Genomic DNA, 17,356 nt, shown 5'->3' with positions numbered 1-17,356 from the left:
GCTGCTGAAAGTCTGCCCGCTTTGCGTGTGTGAAAAAACATGTGCGACTGCGGCAGGCAGGCAAATCCCTGCAGCAGCAAAACGGCCGGAATAGACGCATGGTTGCTACGCCCGCAAGGGTAATCAGGCGATCCCTGACTGGCATTTGAAGTTTTGATAGTGAAATGGTCCGGCCAATGCGCCGGACCAGGCTGACGGAAAAGGACTGAGCGTCCTTTTCCACCGTGGCAACCCGAATCAGAAGAACCTGTATACGTAAAGGATGCGAAAGCACTATGCGCGCCATTGAAACCCTGCGCACGGCCCTGGCGGCCATTATTGAGGAAGAAGGCCTGGCATGGCCCGTCAAGACTGTTATTGAGCCGCCCCGCGACCCCCGCCACGGAGACCTTTCGGTCAATTCGGCCATGCTGCTGGCCAAGGAAGCCAAAACCAATCCCCGTGAACTTGCGCAAAAGTTTGCCCAAAAGCTGCAAGAGCGCTGCCCCGATGTGGAAAAGGCAGAGGCCGCTGGCCCCGGCTTTTGCAATGTAACGTTCAGTCAAGCCTTCTGGCGTGAAACCGTTGCTGATATTGAAAGCGCAGGCCAAAGCTACGGCGAAAGCAAAGAACCCGGGCGCAAGGTGCTTATCGAATATGTTTCGGCCAACCCCACCGGCCCCCTGCATGTGGGACACGGGCGCGGCGCGGCCGTGGGCGACAGCCTGACCCGCCTGCTGCGCAAGGCCGGGCACCATGTGCACACAGAATACTACATCAACGACGCTGGCCGTCAGATGCGCCTGCTGGGCCTTTCTGTATGGCTGCGGGCGCTGGAACTGGCTGGCCGCCCTGTGGAATGGCCTGAAGATTACTACAAGGGCGACTATATTATTGATATTGCCAGGGAAATGCTTGAAGCCAACCCCGGCCTGCCCGATATGCCTGCCGCTGAAGGCGAAGACATGTGCTACGATAAAGCCATGAATGACATCCTCAACGGCATCAAGGACGACCTGCGTGACTTTCGTGTGGAGCACTTGCGCTGGTTTTCAGAAAAAACTCTTGTGGAAAACGGCGCCGTGGACGCTGCCTTTGCAGCGCTTGGCAAATCCGGCTATACCTATGACAAGGACAATGCCTTCTGGTTTGCCACCGAGCAGTTGGGCGACGACAAAAACCGCGTGCTCAAAAAATCCGACGGCACGCTGACCTACTTTGCTTCTGATATCGCCTATCACCACGACAAATTCGAGCGTGGTTTCGACTGGCTTATCGACATATGGGGCGCAGACCACCACGGCTACATTCCTCGCATGCGCGCGGCCATCACGGCCATGGGCAAGGATCAGAGCAGTTTTGACGTGGTCCTCATCCAGCTTGTGAACCTGCTGCGCGAAGGCCAGCCTGTGAGCATGTCCACCAGGGCAGGCACCTTTGAAACCCTTTCCGACGTTATCAAGGAAGTGGGTACAGACGCGGCGCGCTTCATGTTTCTTTCACGCAAGAGCGACAGCCCGCTGGACTTTGACCTGGAGCTTGCCAAACAGCGCAGCATGGACAACCCGGTCTATTACGTGCAGTACGCCCATGCGCGGATTTGCGCAGTGCTGCGCCGGGCAGCCGAACGCGGATTCGACCTTCCCGTCAAGACGGACGCCGCCCTGCTGGCGTCGCTGGACACCTCCGAGGACATGGCCCTGCTGCGCAAAGTCGCCGGCTTTGAAGACATGCTGGGTTCTGCCGCGCAATCACTGGGCGTGCACCACGTGAGCCATTATCTGACGGAACTGGCCGGGCTTCTGCACAGCTACTACGCCAAACATCAGGTTCTGCTGGCCGACGACGCGCCGCGTACCCTGGCCCGCCTGGCCCTGTTGCGGTCAGTGGGACAGGTCGTGCGCAACGGTCTGGACGTGCTGGGCGTCAGCGCGCCGGAAAGCATGTAACAACCAACGTATTTATATTTATATGATGCCGGGCGGGGCATGGGGATTTCCCCAGCCCGCCCGGCATGCCGCAGAAAGAAAGTAAACAAGGATCAGGAATGCCCCCACCGTTACGCAGACCCAGACAAAAAACCGCCGCCAGCCCCGCTGCAAGCGACAAACGGCGATTCACCCTTCGGCTGTCAGCCCCTATGGCCACCGTGCTGGGCGTTGTGCTCATGGCAGCTGTAGGCTGGTCTTTTTTTATGGGCTTTATGGTAGGGCGCGGTCAAAACCCGGAGCAGCGGGTGGAACAAATGACCGGGCTGCAACGGGACAAACAGACGCAACAAGCCCCACAGGGCGGCCCTGACACCCAGAACCCGCCCAGCGCAACACCGCCAGCAGCAACTGACCTGGCCGCCACAGCCCAGAACGGGCAAGGGGCGCAAGGCGCTGACGCCAATACGGCAGGCGCACAAACGGCGGCAGGCCCTGAAGCATCAGCCGCTCCATCTGGCCCGGAAGCTGCGGGCGCAGCAGACGAATCAGCGTATCCCTTTGAGCGGCCCAGCGGCAGCAGCTTGGCAGCCTGGGGCATAAAGCAGCCGCAGGCTGGAGCTCAGGCAGGCGGACAGGCCAGTGGGCAGGCAGCCCAAAAGCCAGCCAGTGCACAGGCTGCGGCGCAAGCCCAAAAACCAACGGCTCCGCAAGCCCCCATGTTTGATTTTGTGTATCAGGTCGCAGCTTTCAAAAATGTTGATGATGCCGACAGGCTGCGCAAAAAACTTGAAGAGCGCGGTATACGTTCACGGCTGCAAAAAAGCGGCAAAGTACAACTGGTCATGGTCAGCCTGCGCGGCACCGAAGTTGACGCAGCCAACCTGCGCGAAGAACTTGGACGTATGAAACTGGGCGCGCCCATGCAAAAGTCCAAAAAAGCGGTTGCTGGCAAAGGCCGCAGCACTGGCCGCTAAGGAGCCCTGATGACGCAGTCTCTATCCTTCACAGGCTTTTTACGCCTTATCGGCGGCCCCTGCTTGCGCGGCATTGAAGCCCTGGGCGGCACGGCCATCTTCATGTTCGATGGGCTGGCCCAGATATTTGCCAGCAGAAAAATCTTTCCGCGCACCATACAGCAGCTTTATATCATTGGTTCCAAATCGTTTTTTCTCATCATGCTCATTGGTGTTTTTTGCGGTATGGTGCTGGGGCTGCAAGGCTACTACTCACTCGTGCAGTTCGGCTCTGTGGGCATGCTGGGCTCTGCCGTGTCCCTGACACTCATACGCGAACTTGGCCCGGTGCTTACGGCCATCATGCTTACAGGCCGCGCAGGGTCTTCAATGACGGCGGAAATAGGCGTGATGCGCATCACCGACCAGATCGACGCTCTGGACGTGATGGACATCAACTCAATGGGCTATCTTGTCAGCCCGCGCCTTGTGGCCTCGCTTATCGCCTTTCCCCTGCTTACGGCGGTTTTTGACGTTATCGGCATCATTGGCGGCTATCTCACAGGCGTGCTCATGCTCGGCATCAACGGAGGCGCGTATTTCTACCGCATTGCCAGCTCCGTCACCATGACAGACGTGGCCGGGGGCTTTATCAAGGCCGTGGTTTTCGGGCTGCTGGTCACCACAATATGCTGCCGCCAGGGGTACTACACCAACAAAAGGCGCGACAGCGTGGGCCCCGAAGCCGTGGGTAACGCCACCACCTCGGCAGTGGTTATCTCCTGCGTGCTGATATTGGCGGCAGACTACGTTATCACGTCTTTCCTGCTGTAATATGCCTAACATCAATACCAAGGGTAACGTTACGGTTCTGGGCATAGATCCGGGTTCGCAGCGCACTGGCTGGGGCGTGGTGCGCGAAGTTTCAGGCGTACTGCAACTGGTGGACTGCGGCGTGGTGCGCACGGCATCGGCAGGCAAAGAATTTTCTGACCGCCTGGCCAAAATCTATCACGAACTTTCAGCCATATTGATTCGCCTCAAGCCGGAAGAAGCCGCCATAGAGCAGGTATTTACCGCCAAAAATGCGGCAAGCGCCCTCAAACTTGGGCAGGCCAGAGGCGTGGCCGTGGCAGCCTGCGCCGCTCAAGGCCTTTCGATAAGCGACTATGAACCCACACTGGTGAAAAAATCTCTGGTGGGTACAGGGCGGGCTGAAAAAGAACAGGTTTCCTTTATGGTGCAACGCCTGCTCAACGTCAAAAACGCCGACTGGGCGCTCGACACTTCAGACGCCCTGGCTGTGGCCATCTGCCACCTCACCATGCGGCGCTTTGCCGCCCTTGCGGGCAAGTAGCCAATTCTTATTTGTTAACACTGCCTGCTTCAGAATCCCGCCTGTCAGCAGCCTGATTTGCAAAAAACACCTCGCGCACAGGGTAGGCCCTAGGCAACTGCAACCCTGCGCTACCGAAAATTCATTTGCTGTTGTTGCAATGCTGGTAAAACAGCGTTGTGAAACAGCTTCCATCGCAAGTCCTGCGCCGCGCCATCAGCAGCAACCTCTGAGCATAACAGCATTGAAAAAGGGCCTTGCGGCCCTTTTTCAATGCTGCGCGCAGGCGCAGACAATCAACTTGCAAACAAATTATTCAACCACAACGGCTTTTTTCACGATGACATTTCCCATCGGCACGTCGTCATAGTAGCCCTTTTTGCCAGTGGTAACGGCAGCAATCTTGTCCACCACTTCCTGGCCCTTGATCACCTTGCCAAAAACCGCATAGCCCCAACCCTGGGGAGTCTGGCTTTTGAAATCCAGAAAATCGTTGTCCTTGGTGTTGATGAAGAACTGGGCGGTGGCCGAATGCGGTTCGCCAGTACGGGCCATGGCTATGGTGTACTTTTTGTTCTTGAGGCCGTTATCCGCCTCGTTACGGATGGCGGCGCGGGTTTCCTTCTGCTTCATATCAGCGGTGAAGCCGCCGCCCTGAACCATGAAATTCTTGATAACGCGGTGAAATACCGTGCCGTCGTAAAAGCCAGATTTGACGTACTGAACAAAGTTGGCTGTGCTGATAGGTGCTTTGCGGGCGTCCAGACGCACAATGATCTCGCCATAGTTGGTCTCAAGCTTCACAGCCGGGTCAGGGGTAGCGGCGTTAGCCGAAGAAGTCCCAAGCCCCGCGGCCATAAGGGGAGCCGCCATCAGGCAAAGAGCCAGAGCAAAAGCGCGAAACATGACGCCGGAACGGAAAAATTTCATATGTAACTCCTTACGTTGCTTCGGTATGAATACCAGACTCCAGTCCGGCATTCGTAAAGGCTATCACGGCAATCCCCGGCCATCAAGATACTGCCAAATAGCGGCGCTGTGCCCTGCCGCAATACAGTGTAACACAAATGTCACACACTGCCCCACGCGGCCCCAAACGCTGCCCTTTCGTTTTTCTGATGTATGCGCGTTCAGGATTACTGGCAATAGCGGAGGGGTGGGCACTTGCTAAACCGGGCTTGTGTCATATAGTATATGAAAGAAGACAGGATATACGGCTTGTCCGGCATACAGAAGGACAAAACCTCATGGCAGTGCCATGCGGCGGTTCTGAAAGGTGTACCGGAGCCGGTCAGGCTTCAACAGTTTTTCGGAGGATCTAATGTCGAATACCCGCAGTGTCGCGCAAAGCGGCGTCAATAGCGTTGCTTCCCTTTACATGCGCCAGGTTTACCAGTGGATGACCGTGGGCCTTGGCGTCACCACCCTTGTGGCCTGGTTTGTCGCAAGCACGCCCGCCGTGCAGCAGGTCATTTTTGGCAATTCGCTGATCATGATCGGCCTTATCGTGGCCCAGTTCGGCTTGGTTATTGCCATTTCAGCAGCCGTGCACAAAATGTCCGGCAGCACGGCCACTGGTCTGTTCTTGCTGTATTCGGCGCTGACCGGGGCTACACTGTCGTCCATTTTTGTTATCTACCCCATCGCGTCCATCACCAACGCCTTTCTGGTCACCACAGGCACCTTCCTGGCCATGACCGTGTACGGCACCGTGACCAAGCGCGACCTGACGGCTATGGGCAGCTTTTTGTTCATGGGCCTCATCGGCATTGTTATCGCGATGGTGGTTAATATCTTCCTGCAAAGCGCCATGATGGACTTCATCGTGAGCTGCCTTGGAGTGCTTATTTTTACGGGCCTTACCGCCTATGACACGCAGAAGCTGCGCCAGTTCGGCGAAAGCGCCCCTCTGGACGATGCTACGGCCCTGCGCCGTGGCGCTATCCTGGGTGCGCTGACCCTGTACCTGGACTTTATCAATCTTTTCCTCATGATGCTGCGCCTTTTCGGCGGCAATCGCGACTGATAGCCGCAACTTGGGCACAGCCTGAGAGCAAGTACGCAATGGGGGCGAAAGGTCTGGCCTTTTGCCCCTTTTTCGCGCCTTGCAGAGTGAATTAATTTTATGAAAAAACAGAAGAAACTTCGCGGTAGCACCAGTGCTGCCGCAAGCACTAATGGCTTTCCTTCTCATAACGAACTGCTGCAAACACTTGCCGCCCAGAACCGCCCTATGCGTCTGGACGGCCTTTTGCGCGTTATGGGCCTTGCCCGCCGGGACAGAAAGCAACTGGAAGCAACCCTTGAAGACCTTGAACAGCAAGGCCGCACCCTGCGCTTGCGCGGGGGTCTGTGGACGCGCCCGGAAAGTCTGAAAAGCATCACCGGGCGCTTTAGCGCCCTGCGTGAAGGTGCGGGCTTTGTAACACCTATGCGCCTTGCCAGCGATGAAGATCCCGGCGACTCACGCTGGCAGTTTTCTGGCGACAAGGACATTTACATCCCCGCTGCCCTGAGCGGCGGCGCATGGCACAAGGATATGGTGCGTGTGGCCCTTGCGCCCGGCGCGCAGCGTGGCCCTTCGCCAGAAGGCCGCGTCATTGAAGTGCTTGAGCGCGGCCTCAAGGAAGTGCCCGCACACGTCATAAGCCGCCACGGCAACAGCATCTTCTGCCGCCCGGCAGACAGCCGCCTGCCTGCCGACTTCAATGTGGAGCTGCCCGAGGGCACGCCGGCCCCGGCTCAGGGAACCCTTGTGCTGCTGGCTCCCATAAAATCTCTGGCCTCCGACCTGTGGAGCGCCCGCCTTTTGGGCGACTACGGGCGTGAAGACGATGTGGCTGTCCAGGAAGAACTGGTCAAGCTCAACCATGAGGTGCCACGCGACTTCCCCGCCGGCGTTCTGGCCGAGGCCGAAGCCCTGCCCGGCGAACCGGAAGAAGCCGACTTCAAGGGGCGGCAGGACGTGCGCCATCTGGCGCTCGTTACCATTGACGGCGCAGACGCTCGAGACTTTGACGACGCCATCCATGTGGAAGAGCAGCCCGGGGGCAAGGGCTGGGTTTTGCGTGTGGCCATTGCCGACGTAAGCCATTATGTGCGCCCGCGCGGACGTGGCTGCCCCGGCGCGCTCGACGCCGAGGCCCTTTCACGCGGCAACTCGTGGTATTTTCCCCGTTCTGTGGAGCCAATGCTGCCCGAAGTGTTGTCCAACGGACTGTGCAGCCTGCGCCCGCACGTGAACAGGCTGGCCGTGCTGGCCGAAATTCCTTTTACCGCCACGGGCAAACCGGGCAAGCCGCGCTTTTCGCAGGCAGTCATGCGTTCTGCGGCGCGTCTGACCTACGATCAGGTCAAGGCATGCCTGCTGGACAAAGATGCAGCGGCCCTCGCCGACCTGAGAGCGCAGGAACGCGGCGAAGAAGTGCTGGCCATGCTGGACAAGGCTTTTGCGCTTTACGCCGTTTTGCGCGATGTGCGCCGCCAGCGCGGCACGCTGGACTTTGATCTGCCCGAAGCGGAATGCAAGCTGGACGACCTTGGCCGCGTTGCATGGCTTGGGCACCGCCAGCGCCACGACGCCCATCGCCTTATTGAGGAATTCATGATTGCGGCCAACGAGGCCGTGGCCCGTCATCTGCGCGATGCGGAAATCCCCTTTCTCTACCGCGTGCATCCCGAGCCAGATCCCGAAAGGCTGGAAACCCTTTTTGACACGCTGGAAGCCGTTGGGTTTGAAAACCTGCCGCCCCGTCCAACAGCGGCCTCAATGCAGGGCGTGCTGGTCTCTGTTCAGGGCACGCCGCAGGAGTTTCTGGTCAACCGCCTCTGCCTGCGGGCCATGCCCCAGGCACGCTATATGCCCTTCAACGAGGGCCACTTTGGTCTGGCTTCCGTGGCCTACTGCCATTTTACCTCGCCCATCCGCCGCTATGCCGACCTTTTGACCCACAGGGCACTTAAAATGTCTTTGGGGCTGGATGCCGGACCATTGCCTGCTGGTGAAAAACTCCTGCGCATCGGCGATCAGCTGAACCGGCGCGAGCGAGCGGCTATGGCCTGCGAACGCGAGATGGACCGCCGCCTTGGCTGCCTTGCCCTGCTGCCTCGCGTGGGCGAGCATTTCAGCGGCATTGTGGCAGGCGTTATGGACTTTGGTGTTTTTGTGGAACTGACCGACATGCCTGTGGAAGGCATGGTTCGTGTGGAAGATCTGGGTGACGACTGGTACGACTTTGACGCCCGCACAATGAGTCTTGTGGGGCAGCATTCAGGCATCATCTGGCGCATGGGCCAAAAACTGGACGTCGCCCTGGCCGAAGTGAATCTGGGCCGCCTCGAAATCCGCCTCATGCCGCTGGAACTGCCCAAGGGAATCGGCAGCCGCGGCCCGCGCGGAGCGCGTGGCAAAGGTTCACCTACCAGCCGCGCTGCTGCAGGCCGCAAGGGTTCGTCCTCTGGCTGGAAGCTGGTTTCACCCGGCGACGGAGAAAGCCGTGGTAAAAACGGTAAATCAGGCAAGCCCGCCAGAAACGGTAAAAAGAACGGCGCAGACAAATCAGCCCAACCCGGAAGACCGTCGGCCCGCAAAGGCAAAAATGGTCAGGGCGGCAAAAATACCACGGGCGCACCCGGAAAATCCGGCAGGCCCGGCAAAAAATCAGCAGGAAAGCGCGGCTGATGGGTCTACTGTCTGCAAAGCAGCGTATGGGTGCGGCGGCCCTTATTCTGGCCGCCAGCACCATTATTTCGCGTCTTATGGGCCTTGTGCGCGACAAGGTCATCTCGTGGCAATTCGGCGCCGGGGGAGAGGCGGACATGTACTTTGCCGCCTTTGTGGTGCCAGACATCATCAATTACATGCTGGCTGGCGGCTTTATGTCCATCACCATCATCCCCCTGCTGTCACGCCGCTTTCAGGAGGATGAGGACGACGCCTGGAGCTTTTTTTCCTGCGTGTTCTGCTGGATGGCTACGGCTTCCATTGCGCTGACATTCGTAGGCATGCTGGCCGCCGAACCTTTGGCCCGCCTGATAGCCCCCGGCTTTACGCCGGAGCAGTGGCTGCGGCTCGCCTTTTTCATGCGTATTGTGCTGCCTGCGCAAATTTTCTTTCTCTGCGGGGCTTGTATAACGGCCCTGCTTTTTCTGCGGCGGCAGTTCCGCGTACCCGCGCTTGCTCCTATCATCTATAACGGCGGCATCATTCTTGGCGGCCTTGCCTTGCCCTGGCTGGCCGGGCTGGCCCCGGTGCAGAGTATCCTGTCTCCGGCCCTGCTCAAGCACCTTGAGGGCATGACGGGCTATTGCGCGGGCGTTACCGTTGGAGCCGCCATCGGCACCTTTGTTCTGCCGCTTATGGTTGCCATGCAGGACGGCATGCGCCTGCGCCCCGTGTGGCGGCACCCCCTTATGGGAAAATTTCTTGTCACTGCCCTTCCCCTCATGCTGGGCCAGACCATCATGATGCTGGATGAGCAGTTTTTGCGAGTCTTCGGGTCGCTGGTGGGCGATGGAGCCGTAAGCCTGCTCAACTACGCGCGGCGCATCACGCAAGTACCTGTGGGCCTTATGGGGCAAGCCGCCGCCGTGGCATCCTATCCTTTCCTGGTCAAACTGCTGACCGAAGGCGACAGAGAGGGGTTTGACCGTACCCTGCGCACGGCGTTGCGGGCAAGCCTGGGGCTTATCATCCCCTGCGCTCTGGCCATGACGGCCTGCGCCGGGCCTATTCTTGGTGTCATTTTTCAGGGCGGCCGCTTTGGCCCTGCCGAAACCCTGGCCGCCACGCCCCTGACACAAATCATGCTGGCCGCCACGCCCTTCTGGATTATCTATATGGTGCTGGTGCGGGCCTACTACGCTCACGGCGACACCATTACCCCGGCTGTCACAGGTACAATCATGACTGCGGTTTGCCTGCCCATCTACTATTACTGGGCTGTGCCGCACGGAGCATGGGCCATTGCCGCCCTTTCGGGCCTGAGCGTGAGCCTTTACGTGCTGTGGCTTATGGCTCTATGGGCACGTCGGCAGGGCAAAGGCGCTTTTACGGGCCTGCGTGACCTCACCTTGCGCGCCCTTGCCTGCTCGCTGCCCGGCGCTGCCGCCGCGTGGTGGTTGAGCGCCTACACCCTCAACCAGGCGGCAGATCTTGGCCTGCACGCCCTGTGGGCGGCCCTGCTGGCTCTTGCCCTGGGCGGCTGCGCCTTTTTGCTGCTTTTTTTGCCTTTATGCCTGTGGCTGGCTCCGGCCATTATGGAGCCTGTATTGCGAAGATTACGGCGTGTATAAGACAGCTCGTCTCCTAAAGACTCTACGGCTGAGAATTGAAGAGATAGCAGAGCCCATAGCCAAGGCAATAAAACCCGCAGAGCTGGTGCACAGGCAATTTCAAATAGTGAAGTTACCCGAATCCGCCTTGTCTGCACCCAGTGCCATTTTTTCAAAGATATTCCATGTACATATGACGAGCCCCCACTTGGTGGGGGCTCGTCATATGCGTAAAAAAATACGCATATTTTCTGGGGGGATGCCTTTAAATAATTTACGCACGGGCGAGGAAAAGGGCCTTTTTTGTGAAAGGAGCGTACTCTTACAGTACATGACCGAAAGAAAAAAGGGCCTTTTGGCGCGGTCATTTGGACAAAGGAATTATTAAATAACCGCTATGCTCTCTTGCTCAAAACCTGCAATCTGCCCGCCACGGCCTCACCGTAGCGCATGCGCCACCACCAGCGGCGCGCACGCAAGCGGGTGCGGTCAAGGCACAGGTAAACCACAGGCGTGGTATAAAGCGTCAGAATCTGGCTCACCAGAAGACCGCCCACAATGGTCACGCCGAGGGGCTGGCGAATTTCCGCTCCGTCGCCCTGGCCCAGCGCCAGAGGCACAGCGCCAAGAATAGCGGCTGCCGTGGTCATCATGATTGGCCGAAAACGCAGCAGGCATGCCTCATAAATAGCTTTATCCGGCGGCAGATTACGGCTGCGCGAAGCCTCAAGGGCAAAGTCGATCATCATGATGGCGTTCTTTTTGACGATACCGCAAAGCAGCAGCACGCCGATAAGCGCGATAACGCTGAACTCCATCTTGAAAAGCATAAGCGCCAGCAAGGCTCCACCCCCGGCGGAAGGCAATGTGGACAAAATGGTCAGGGGATGGATGAGGCTTTCGTACAAAATTCCCAAAACAATATACAGCGCAGCCAGGGCAGCCAGAATTAAAATTACCTGATTGCCAGCCGCATCACTGAACATTTTGGCGGTGCCCTGAAAACTGCCCACAATGGTTGAAGGCATGCCGATTTTAACCCGCGCTTCGTCAATGGCCGCCTGCGCCTGAGAAAGCGCCGCCCCCGGCGCCAGATTAAAGGATACGGTCACAGCGGCGAACTGCCCCTGGTGCGAAACTGAAAGCGGCGCAAAGGATGGGGCAACGGTGGCGACGCTCAAAAGAGGAACAAGCCCCTCCTTGCCGGACAGATACACCTTTTCCAGCGCTTCTTCGCTTTGCAGCCAGTTCTGCCCGTATTCGAGCACCACACGGTACTGGTTCTTGTCGCGGTAAATGGTGGATACCTGGCTTTGCCCAAAGGCATTGCCAAGGGCCGCATCCACATCCTTCATGCTCAATCCATGCCGCGCCAGAACATCGCGGTTGACCGTAACCGTTGTTTGCAAGCCGCGCTCTTCAATATCACTGTCCACGTCCTTGAAGAGAGGCAAGGACGAAAGCTCCTGCTGCATGCGGCGGCCCCAGGTGCGCAGGTCGTCCAGATTATCGGCCTGAAGAGTATACTGGTACTGCGAGCGCGAACCGCGCCCGCCCATCATGATGTCCTGCGCAGGTTGCAAAAAAATCTGCAAACCAGGTTCGCCTGAAAGCTTGCCGCGCAGCCTGCCTATAACGGCCTGAGAGCCCACTTTGCGTTCTTCGAGGGGCTTGAGGGCGATAAAAACCCCGCCGCCGCCGCGTCCGCCTGAAATATGCGCAGAAACCTGCTGCACCGCCGGGTCTGCCCGGATAACTTCCACAAGCTTGGCCAGCTTGGTCTGCATGGCCTGAAAGGACGCGCTCTGGTCAGCGCGGATGCCGCCCATAATGACGCCCGTGTCTTGCTCAGGAAAAAATCCTTTGGGTACGACGACATACATCCACACGTTGGCCGCCACCACAAGTAGCAGGGTGAACATTGTCAGACGCGGATGCCGCAGCACCACAGGCAGACTTTTGGCATATCCCGTCTGCATGCCTGAAAGCACCCGGCCCCACGCATCGCCTATCCTTGCGAAAAACCTGCGTACAGCGCCGCAAAGCCCGCCAGCACACAACCTGCGTGCCTGCGCCGCAGCCTTGGCTTCGTGCTCGCTCTGGTTCATTGGCCGCAAAAGCTTGGCGCACATCATAGGTGTGGTCGTGAGCGAAACCACCATTGAAACAAGCACCGCCGTGGTAAGCACCACGGAAAATTCGCGAAACAGCCGTCCCACCACGCCGCCCATAAAAAGAATAGGGGCGAACACTGCCACAAGAGAAATGGAAATGGATACTACGGTAAAGCCCACCTCTCGCGCGCCGCGCAATGCGGCTCGCAGGGGGCTTTCGCCAAGCTCCAGACGGCGAACGATGTTCTCAAGCACCACGATGGCGTCGTCCACCACAAAGCCCGTTGATACGGTGAGCGCCATAAGGGAAAGGTTGTCCAGGCTATAGCCGCAGAGATACATGACCCCAAAGGTGGCAATAAGTGACACCGGGGCAGCCACCGCCGGAATGCTGGTGGCGCGCCCGTTGCGCAAAAAAAGAAAAGTCACCAGCACCACAAGGGCCATAGCCAGTACCAGACTTTTCTCCACCTCATGCAGCGAGGCGCGAATGGTCATCGAGCGGTCCATGCGCAGCTCCAGATCCGCGCTCTCCGGCAGCCACGAACGCAACTGGGGCAGCATTTCCTTCACTCTGTCCACAGTCTCGATAATATTGGCTCCTGGCGAGCGAAACACGATCAGCAGCACTGCGGGTTTGCCGTTGGAAACAGCCATGTTGCGCACGTCCTGCGAACTGTCCACCACATCCGCCACGTCTGCGAGGCGAATGACCCTGCCGCCGCTGCGGCCCACTATAAGCGGTTTATAGTCTTCGGCCTTGTGCAACTGATCGTTGGCGCCCACCAGCCAGTAGTTCTGGTCGCTTTCAATCTGCCCCTTGGGCAGATAGGCATTGGCTGAGGCAAGCGCCTTGCGCACATCGGCCATGCTCAAACCTGCCCGGCTGAGCGCGTCGGGTATGACCTGAACCCGCACTGCGGGCAGTGCGCCGCCGCCCACAGTGACTTCACCAACACCAGCCAGCTGGGATATTTTTTGCGCCAGCACCGATGACGCCGCGTCGTACAGCTGCGAACGTGTCAGCACATCCGAGGTGATAGACAGGATCATGATGGGCGCGCCCGCCGGATTAACCTTGCGGTAGGAAGGGTTGGACGGCATGGTCGGCAGCGTGGACCGCGCCGCATTGATGGCCGACTGCACGTCGCGGGCAGCGCCGTCAATATTGCGGTCAAGGTCAAACTGCAAAATGATCTGGGTGGAGCCAAGGCTGCTGTTTGACGTCATTTCCGTCACACCAGCAATGCGCCCCAAGGCGCGTTCCAGCGGCGTAGCCACTGTGGCGGCCATAGTTTCCGCACCTGCGCCGGGCAAGCTTGCCCGCACCATCACAACGGGAAAATCCGTTTCCGGCAGAGGGGCCACGGGCAAAAGCCCAAAGGCCACAATACCCGCCAGGGTTATGGCTATGGTCAAAAGAGCTGTGGCCACGGGCCGCCGGATAAAGGGAGCGGAAATATTCAGGGGCAGTACAAGGGGGCCGAGCCGATGCCCAGGCTCCGCTTTTTTGCGCACGCGGGCTTTATCCTCCGGCCTGCCGCCTGCTCCGTCTTCAGGGGGGCGGTTCATGACCTGCCCTCTTGGGGCCGCGTGGATGCGCTGGGCCCATCAAATACACTGGACACCGAAGATGTGGGCGCAGCGGTATCTTCATTGTCACTTTCCGGTGCCGCATCCTGATCAGATGCGCCCTTGCCACGCACACGGCGGCTCAGGCGGTCGAACCACAGATAGATCACCGGAGTGGTGAACAGCGTCAGCACCTGACTGACAATAAGACCACCTACCATTGTCACACCCAGAGGACGCCGCAGTTCAGCGCCCATACCCCAGCCCACCATAAGCGGTAACGCGCCAAGCAGGGCCGCCATTGTTGTCATAAGGATGGGCCGCAAACGCAGCAAACAGGCCTGCCGGATGGCGGCCAACGGTTTTTTGCCCTCATTGCGTTCAGCATCAAGGGCGAAGTCTATCATCATGATGGCATTTTTTTTGACTATGCCGATAAGCAGAATAATGCCGATAATGCCCACCACGCCCAGTTCCATCCCGCCCAGCATAAGCGCCAGCAAGGCCCCTACCCCGGCTGAAGGCAGGGTGGAAAGAATGGTCACAGGGTGGATATAGCTTTCGTACAATACGCCCAGCACAATATACATGGTCACAATGGCTGCCAGAATAAGCCAGACCTGATTGTTGGTGGACGCCATGAAGGCCTGCGTGGCCCCCTGAAATTGAATGCGTAACGAATCCGGCAGTTGCAACTGTTCAAACGTGGCGTTGACCGCCTTTACGGCTGCGCCCAGTGAAGAATCCTGCGCCACGTTGAAAGATATGGTGGCTACAGGAAACTGCCCCTGACGCGCGATGGAAAGCTGCGTTGCGCGTTCCTCCACCGTGGCGATGCTCGTCAGCGGCACAGGTTTGCCGTCGCCGCCCTTGACGTAGATATTTTCAATATCCTGCGGTCCCTGGCGGTAGTGCGGGGCCACCTCGAGCACAACCTTGTACTGGTTGGTCTGGGTAAAAATGGTGGATATGAGCCGCTGGCCCAGGGCATCATACAAGGCGTTGTCGATGTCCGCCATGCTGATGCCAAGCCTTCCGGCGGCGTCCCGGTTGATATTGAGCCAGGCCATACGGCCAGGATTCTGGTAGTCGCTGGTCACAAGCTCCAGCTGGGGCTGCTGGCGCAGGGCATCTATCATGCGCCGCACCCAGGTATCCAGCTGCGCCCTGTCCAGAGCTTCCACAGTGAGCTGATACTGACTGCGCGACACGCGGTCTTCAATGGTCAGATCCTGCACGGGTTGCAGATAAAGCGTCATGCCAGGCAACGCCGCGGCTTTTTCCATAATACGACGGGCAATGGCAGGGGCCCGGGCGTCGCGGTCTTCCAGAGGGCGCAGTTCAATACTCAGGCGCGAAGTGGCCATAGTCTGATTAATGCCGTCCACCCCCACAAAAAAGACCACGCTTTCCACTGCCGGGTCTTCAAGAATCACCTGAGAAAGTTCGCGCTGCCGCGTGGCCATAGCCTGAAAAGAGGTATCCTGCGGAGCTTCGGCCATGCCCTGAATGACGCCCGTATCCTGCACGGGAAAAAATCCTTTGGGTACAAGAATATACAGCAGCACGGTCAGCACCAGGGTGCCCACGGCAACAGACAGAGTAAATTTTTGATGGCTCAGTACCCAGTCCAGCTTGGCTTCATACCACTGGAGCAGGCGCGTAAAAAAACGGCCTTCGCTTTTCTGGGTTGCATGGCGCTCCGGGCGCAGCATAACGGCGCAGAGCATGGGCGTAAGCGTCAATGATATGGCCGCAGAAATAAGAATGGTCACGGCCAGTGTGACGGCAAACTCCCTGAACAGCCGCCCCACCACATCACCCATAAAGAGCAGGGGGATAAGCACGGCCACCAGAGAAATGGTCAGGGATATGATGGTAAAACCAATCTGCCCTGCGCCTGTCAGCGCCGCCTGTAGAGGACGCATGCCCTGCTCCAGATAGCGGGAAATATTTTCAATGACCACAATGGCGTCGTCCACCACAAAACCTGTGGCGATAACAAGGGCCATGAGGGTGAGGTTGTTGAGCGAATAGCCCGCAAGATACATGACGCCCAGCGACCCCACGAGAGAGAGGGGCACGGCCAGTGCGGGAATTATGGTGGCCTGCGCATTGCGCAAAAAAAGCCAGATAACCCAGATAACAAGGGCCACGGCCAGCAGCAATTCAAGCTGCACGTCGTGTACGGTGGCGCGGATGGTGGTGGTTCGGTCCGTCACCACTCGCACTTCCACATTGCCCGGCAGAGTCTGTTGCAACACGGGCAAAAGCCGTGTCACGCTGTCGGCCACGCCAATGACGTTGGCTCCTGGCTGACGCTGCACGGAAAGCACGATGGCCGGACGAAAACTCATCGTATCGCCAGCTACATAGGCTGCCAGACGTGCGTTTTCAGCCCCTTCCACCACATCGGCCACATCCTGAAGGCGCAGGGGCGCGCCGTCCTTATAGCCAATGATGGCATTTGCATATTCTTCCGCCGAAGTGAGCTGATCGTTGGCGTCAATGGTGCTGGCGCGTTCCTGCCCGTCAAAGCTGCCCTTGGCGTCGTTAACGTTGGTTTGGGCAATGGCCGTGCGCACGTCAGCCAGGGTAAGCCCCGCGTTGGCCAAGGCTCTGGGGTTCATCTGCACGCGCACGGCGGGGCGCTGCCCGCCGGAAAGCGTTACCAGCCCCACACCCGGCAGCTGCGAAATTTTCTGGGCCATGCGTGTGTCCACCAGATCCTCAAGCCGGGTCAGCGGCATGGCGTCACTGGTGACAGCAAGGGTTATAACCGGGGGATCAGCGGGGTTGACCTTGTTGTACAGAGGCGGCGAGGGCAGGTCGGAGGGCAGCAGGTTATCAGCCGCATTGATGGCGGCCTGCACTTCCTGCTCCGCCACGTCCAAGGCCATTGACAAATCAAACTGCAAGGTAATGACCGAAGCCCCTGCAGAAGAAAGCGAACTCATCTGCACAAGGCCCGACATGGTGCCGAACTGGCGCTCCAGCGGAGCCGTCACCACCGAGGCGATCACGTCGGGTGAAGCGCCGGGATACAGCGTCTGCACCTGAATGGTGGGATAGTCTATCTGCGGCAAGGCTGCCACCGGAAGGTACCGGTAGCCCAGAAGTCCAGACAGCAGCAGGGCCACCATAAGCAGGGATGTGGCGATGGGGCGAAGAATAAAAATGCGTGAAAGATTCATGGCG

General features: G+C 58.6%; 10 protein-coding genes. 7 read left to right on the top strand and 3 right to left on the bottom strand.

What is annotated here, in order from left to right:
* Positions 1–275: 275 nt before the first annotated feature.
* The 4 genes from argS (at position 276) to ruvC (ending at position 4,220) form a co-directional block, all read left to right on the top strand.
* Positions 276–1,928: an arginine--tRNA ligase gene (gene argS, locus HNQ38_RS06565; protein ID WP_183718641.1), complete on the top strand. Its 1,653-nt coding sequence runs from the start codon at positions 276–278 to the stop codon at positions 1,926–1,928.
* Between the two features lie 98 nt (positions 1,929–2,026).
* Positions 2,027–2,884: an SPOR domain-containing protein gene (locus tag HNQ38_RS06560; RefSeq protein ID WP_183718639.1), complete on the top strand. Its 858-nt coding sequence runs from the start codon at positions 2,027–2,029 to the stop codon at positions 2,882–2,884.
* Between the two features lie 9 nt (positions 2,885–2,893).
* Positions 2,894–3,697, top strand: coding sequence for an MlaE family ABC transporter permease (locus HNQ38_RS06555; protein WP_183718637.1), 804 nt, complete (start codon positions 2,894–2,896; stop codon positions 3,695–3,697).
* A gap of 1 nt (position 3,698) precedes the next feature.
* On the top strand, positions 3,699–4,220 hold the full coding sequence (gene ruvC, locus HNQ38_RS06550; protein ID WP_183718635.1) for a crossover junction endodeoxyribonuclease RuvC: 522 nt from the start codon (positions 3,699–3,701) through the stop codon (positions 4,218–4,220).
* A 291-nt stretch (positions 4,221–4,511) separates the two neighbouring features.
* On the opposite strand, the gene HNQ38_RS06545 is transcribed toward ruvC, so the two are convergent.
* On the bottom strand, positions 4,512–5,129 hold the full coding sequence (locus HNQ38_RS06545) for a peptidylprolyl isomerase (RefSeq protein WP_183718633.1): 618 nt from the start codon (positions 5,127–5,129) through the stop codon (positions 4,512–4,514).
* 391 nt (positions 5,130–5,520) lie between these two features.
* Here HNQ38_RS06545 and HNQ38_RS06540 point away from each other — a divergent pair, with 391 nt between their 5' ends.
* The 3 genes from HNQ38_RS06540 to murJ all read left to right on the top strand — a co-directional run bounded on the left by HNQ38_RS06540 (position 5,521) and on the right by murJ (position 10,493).
* Entirely contained in the window at positions 5,521–6,225 is a 705-nt protein-coding gene (locus tag HNQ38_RS06540; RefSeq protein ID WP_183718631.1) for a Bax inhibitor-1/YccA family protein, read from the top strand.
* 99 nt (positions 6,226–6,324) lie between these two features.
* Positions 6,325–8,880: a ribonuclease R gene (gene rnr, locus HNQ38_RS06535; RefSeq protein WP_183718629.1), complete on the top strand. Its 2,556-nt coding sequence runs from the start codon at positions 6,325–6,327 to the stop codon at positions 8,878–8,880.
* Positions 8,880–10,493: a murein biosynthesis integral membrane protein MurJ gene (gene murJ, locus HNQ38_RS06530; protein ID WP_183718627.1), complete on the top strand. Its 1,614-nt coding sequence runs from the start codon at positions 8,880–8,882 to the stop codon at positions 10,491–10,493. Before rnr ends, murJ begins: the two co-directional genes overlap by 1 nt.
* A 374-nt stretch (positions 10,494–10,867) precedes the next feature.
* On the opposite strand, the gene HNQ38_RS06525 is transcribed toward murJ, so the two are convergent.
* Together HNQ38_RS06525 and HNQ38_RS06520 are read right to left on the bottom strand one after the other, a co-directional pair.
* The gene (locus HNQ38_RS06525) at positions 10,868–14,158 is read right to left on the bottom strand and encodes an efflux RND transporter permease subunit (RefSeq protein WP_281377817.1); all 3,291 of its coding nucleotides are present in this window, start codon (positions 14,156–14,158) and stop codon (positions 10,868–10,870) included.
* Complete coding sequence (locus HNQ38_RS06520; protein WP_246388025.1) at positions 14,155–17,352, bottom strand: MdtB/MuxB family multidrug efflux RND transporter permease subunit; 3,198 nt, start codon at positions 17,350–17,352, stop codon at positions 14,155–14,157. The genes HNQ38_RS06525 and HNQ38_RS06520 overlap by 4 nt, the downstream gene beginning before the upstream one ends.
* Between the last annotated feature and the right edge of the window lie 4 nt (positions 17,353–17,356).

The organism is Desulfovibrio intestinalis, assembly GCF_014202345.1.
Lineage (GTDB): Bacteria > Desulfobacterota > Desulfovibrionia > Desulfovibrionales > Desulfovibrionaceae > Desulfovibrio > Desulfovibrio intestinalis.
The sequence above is the reverse complement of the archived record's forward strand: the minus strand, read 5'-3'. Positions and strand labels throughout refer to the sequence as shown.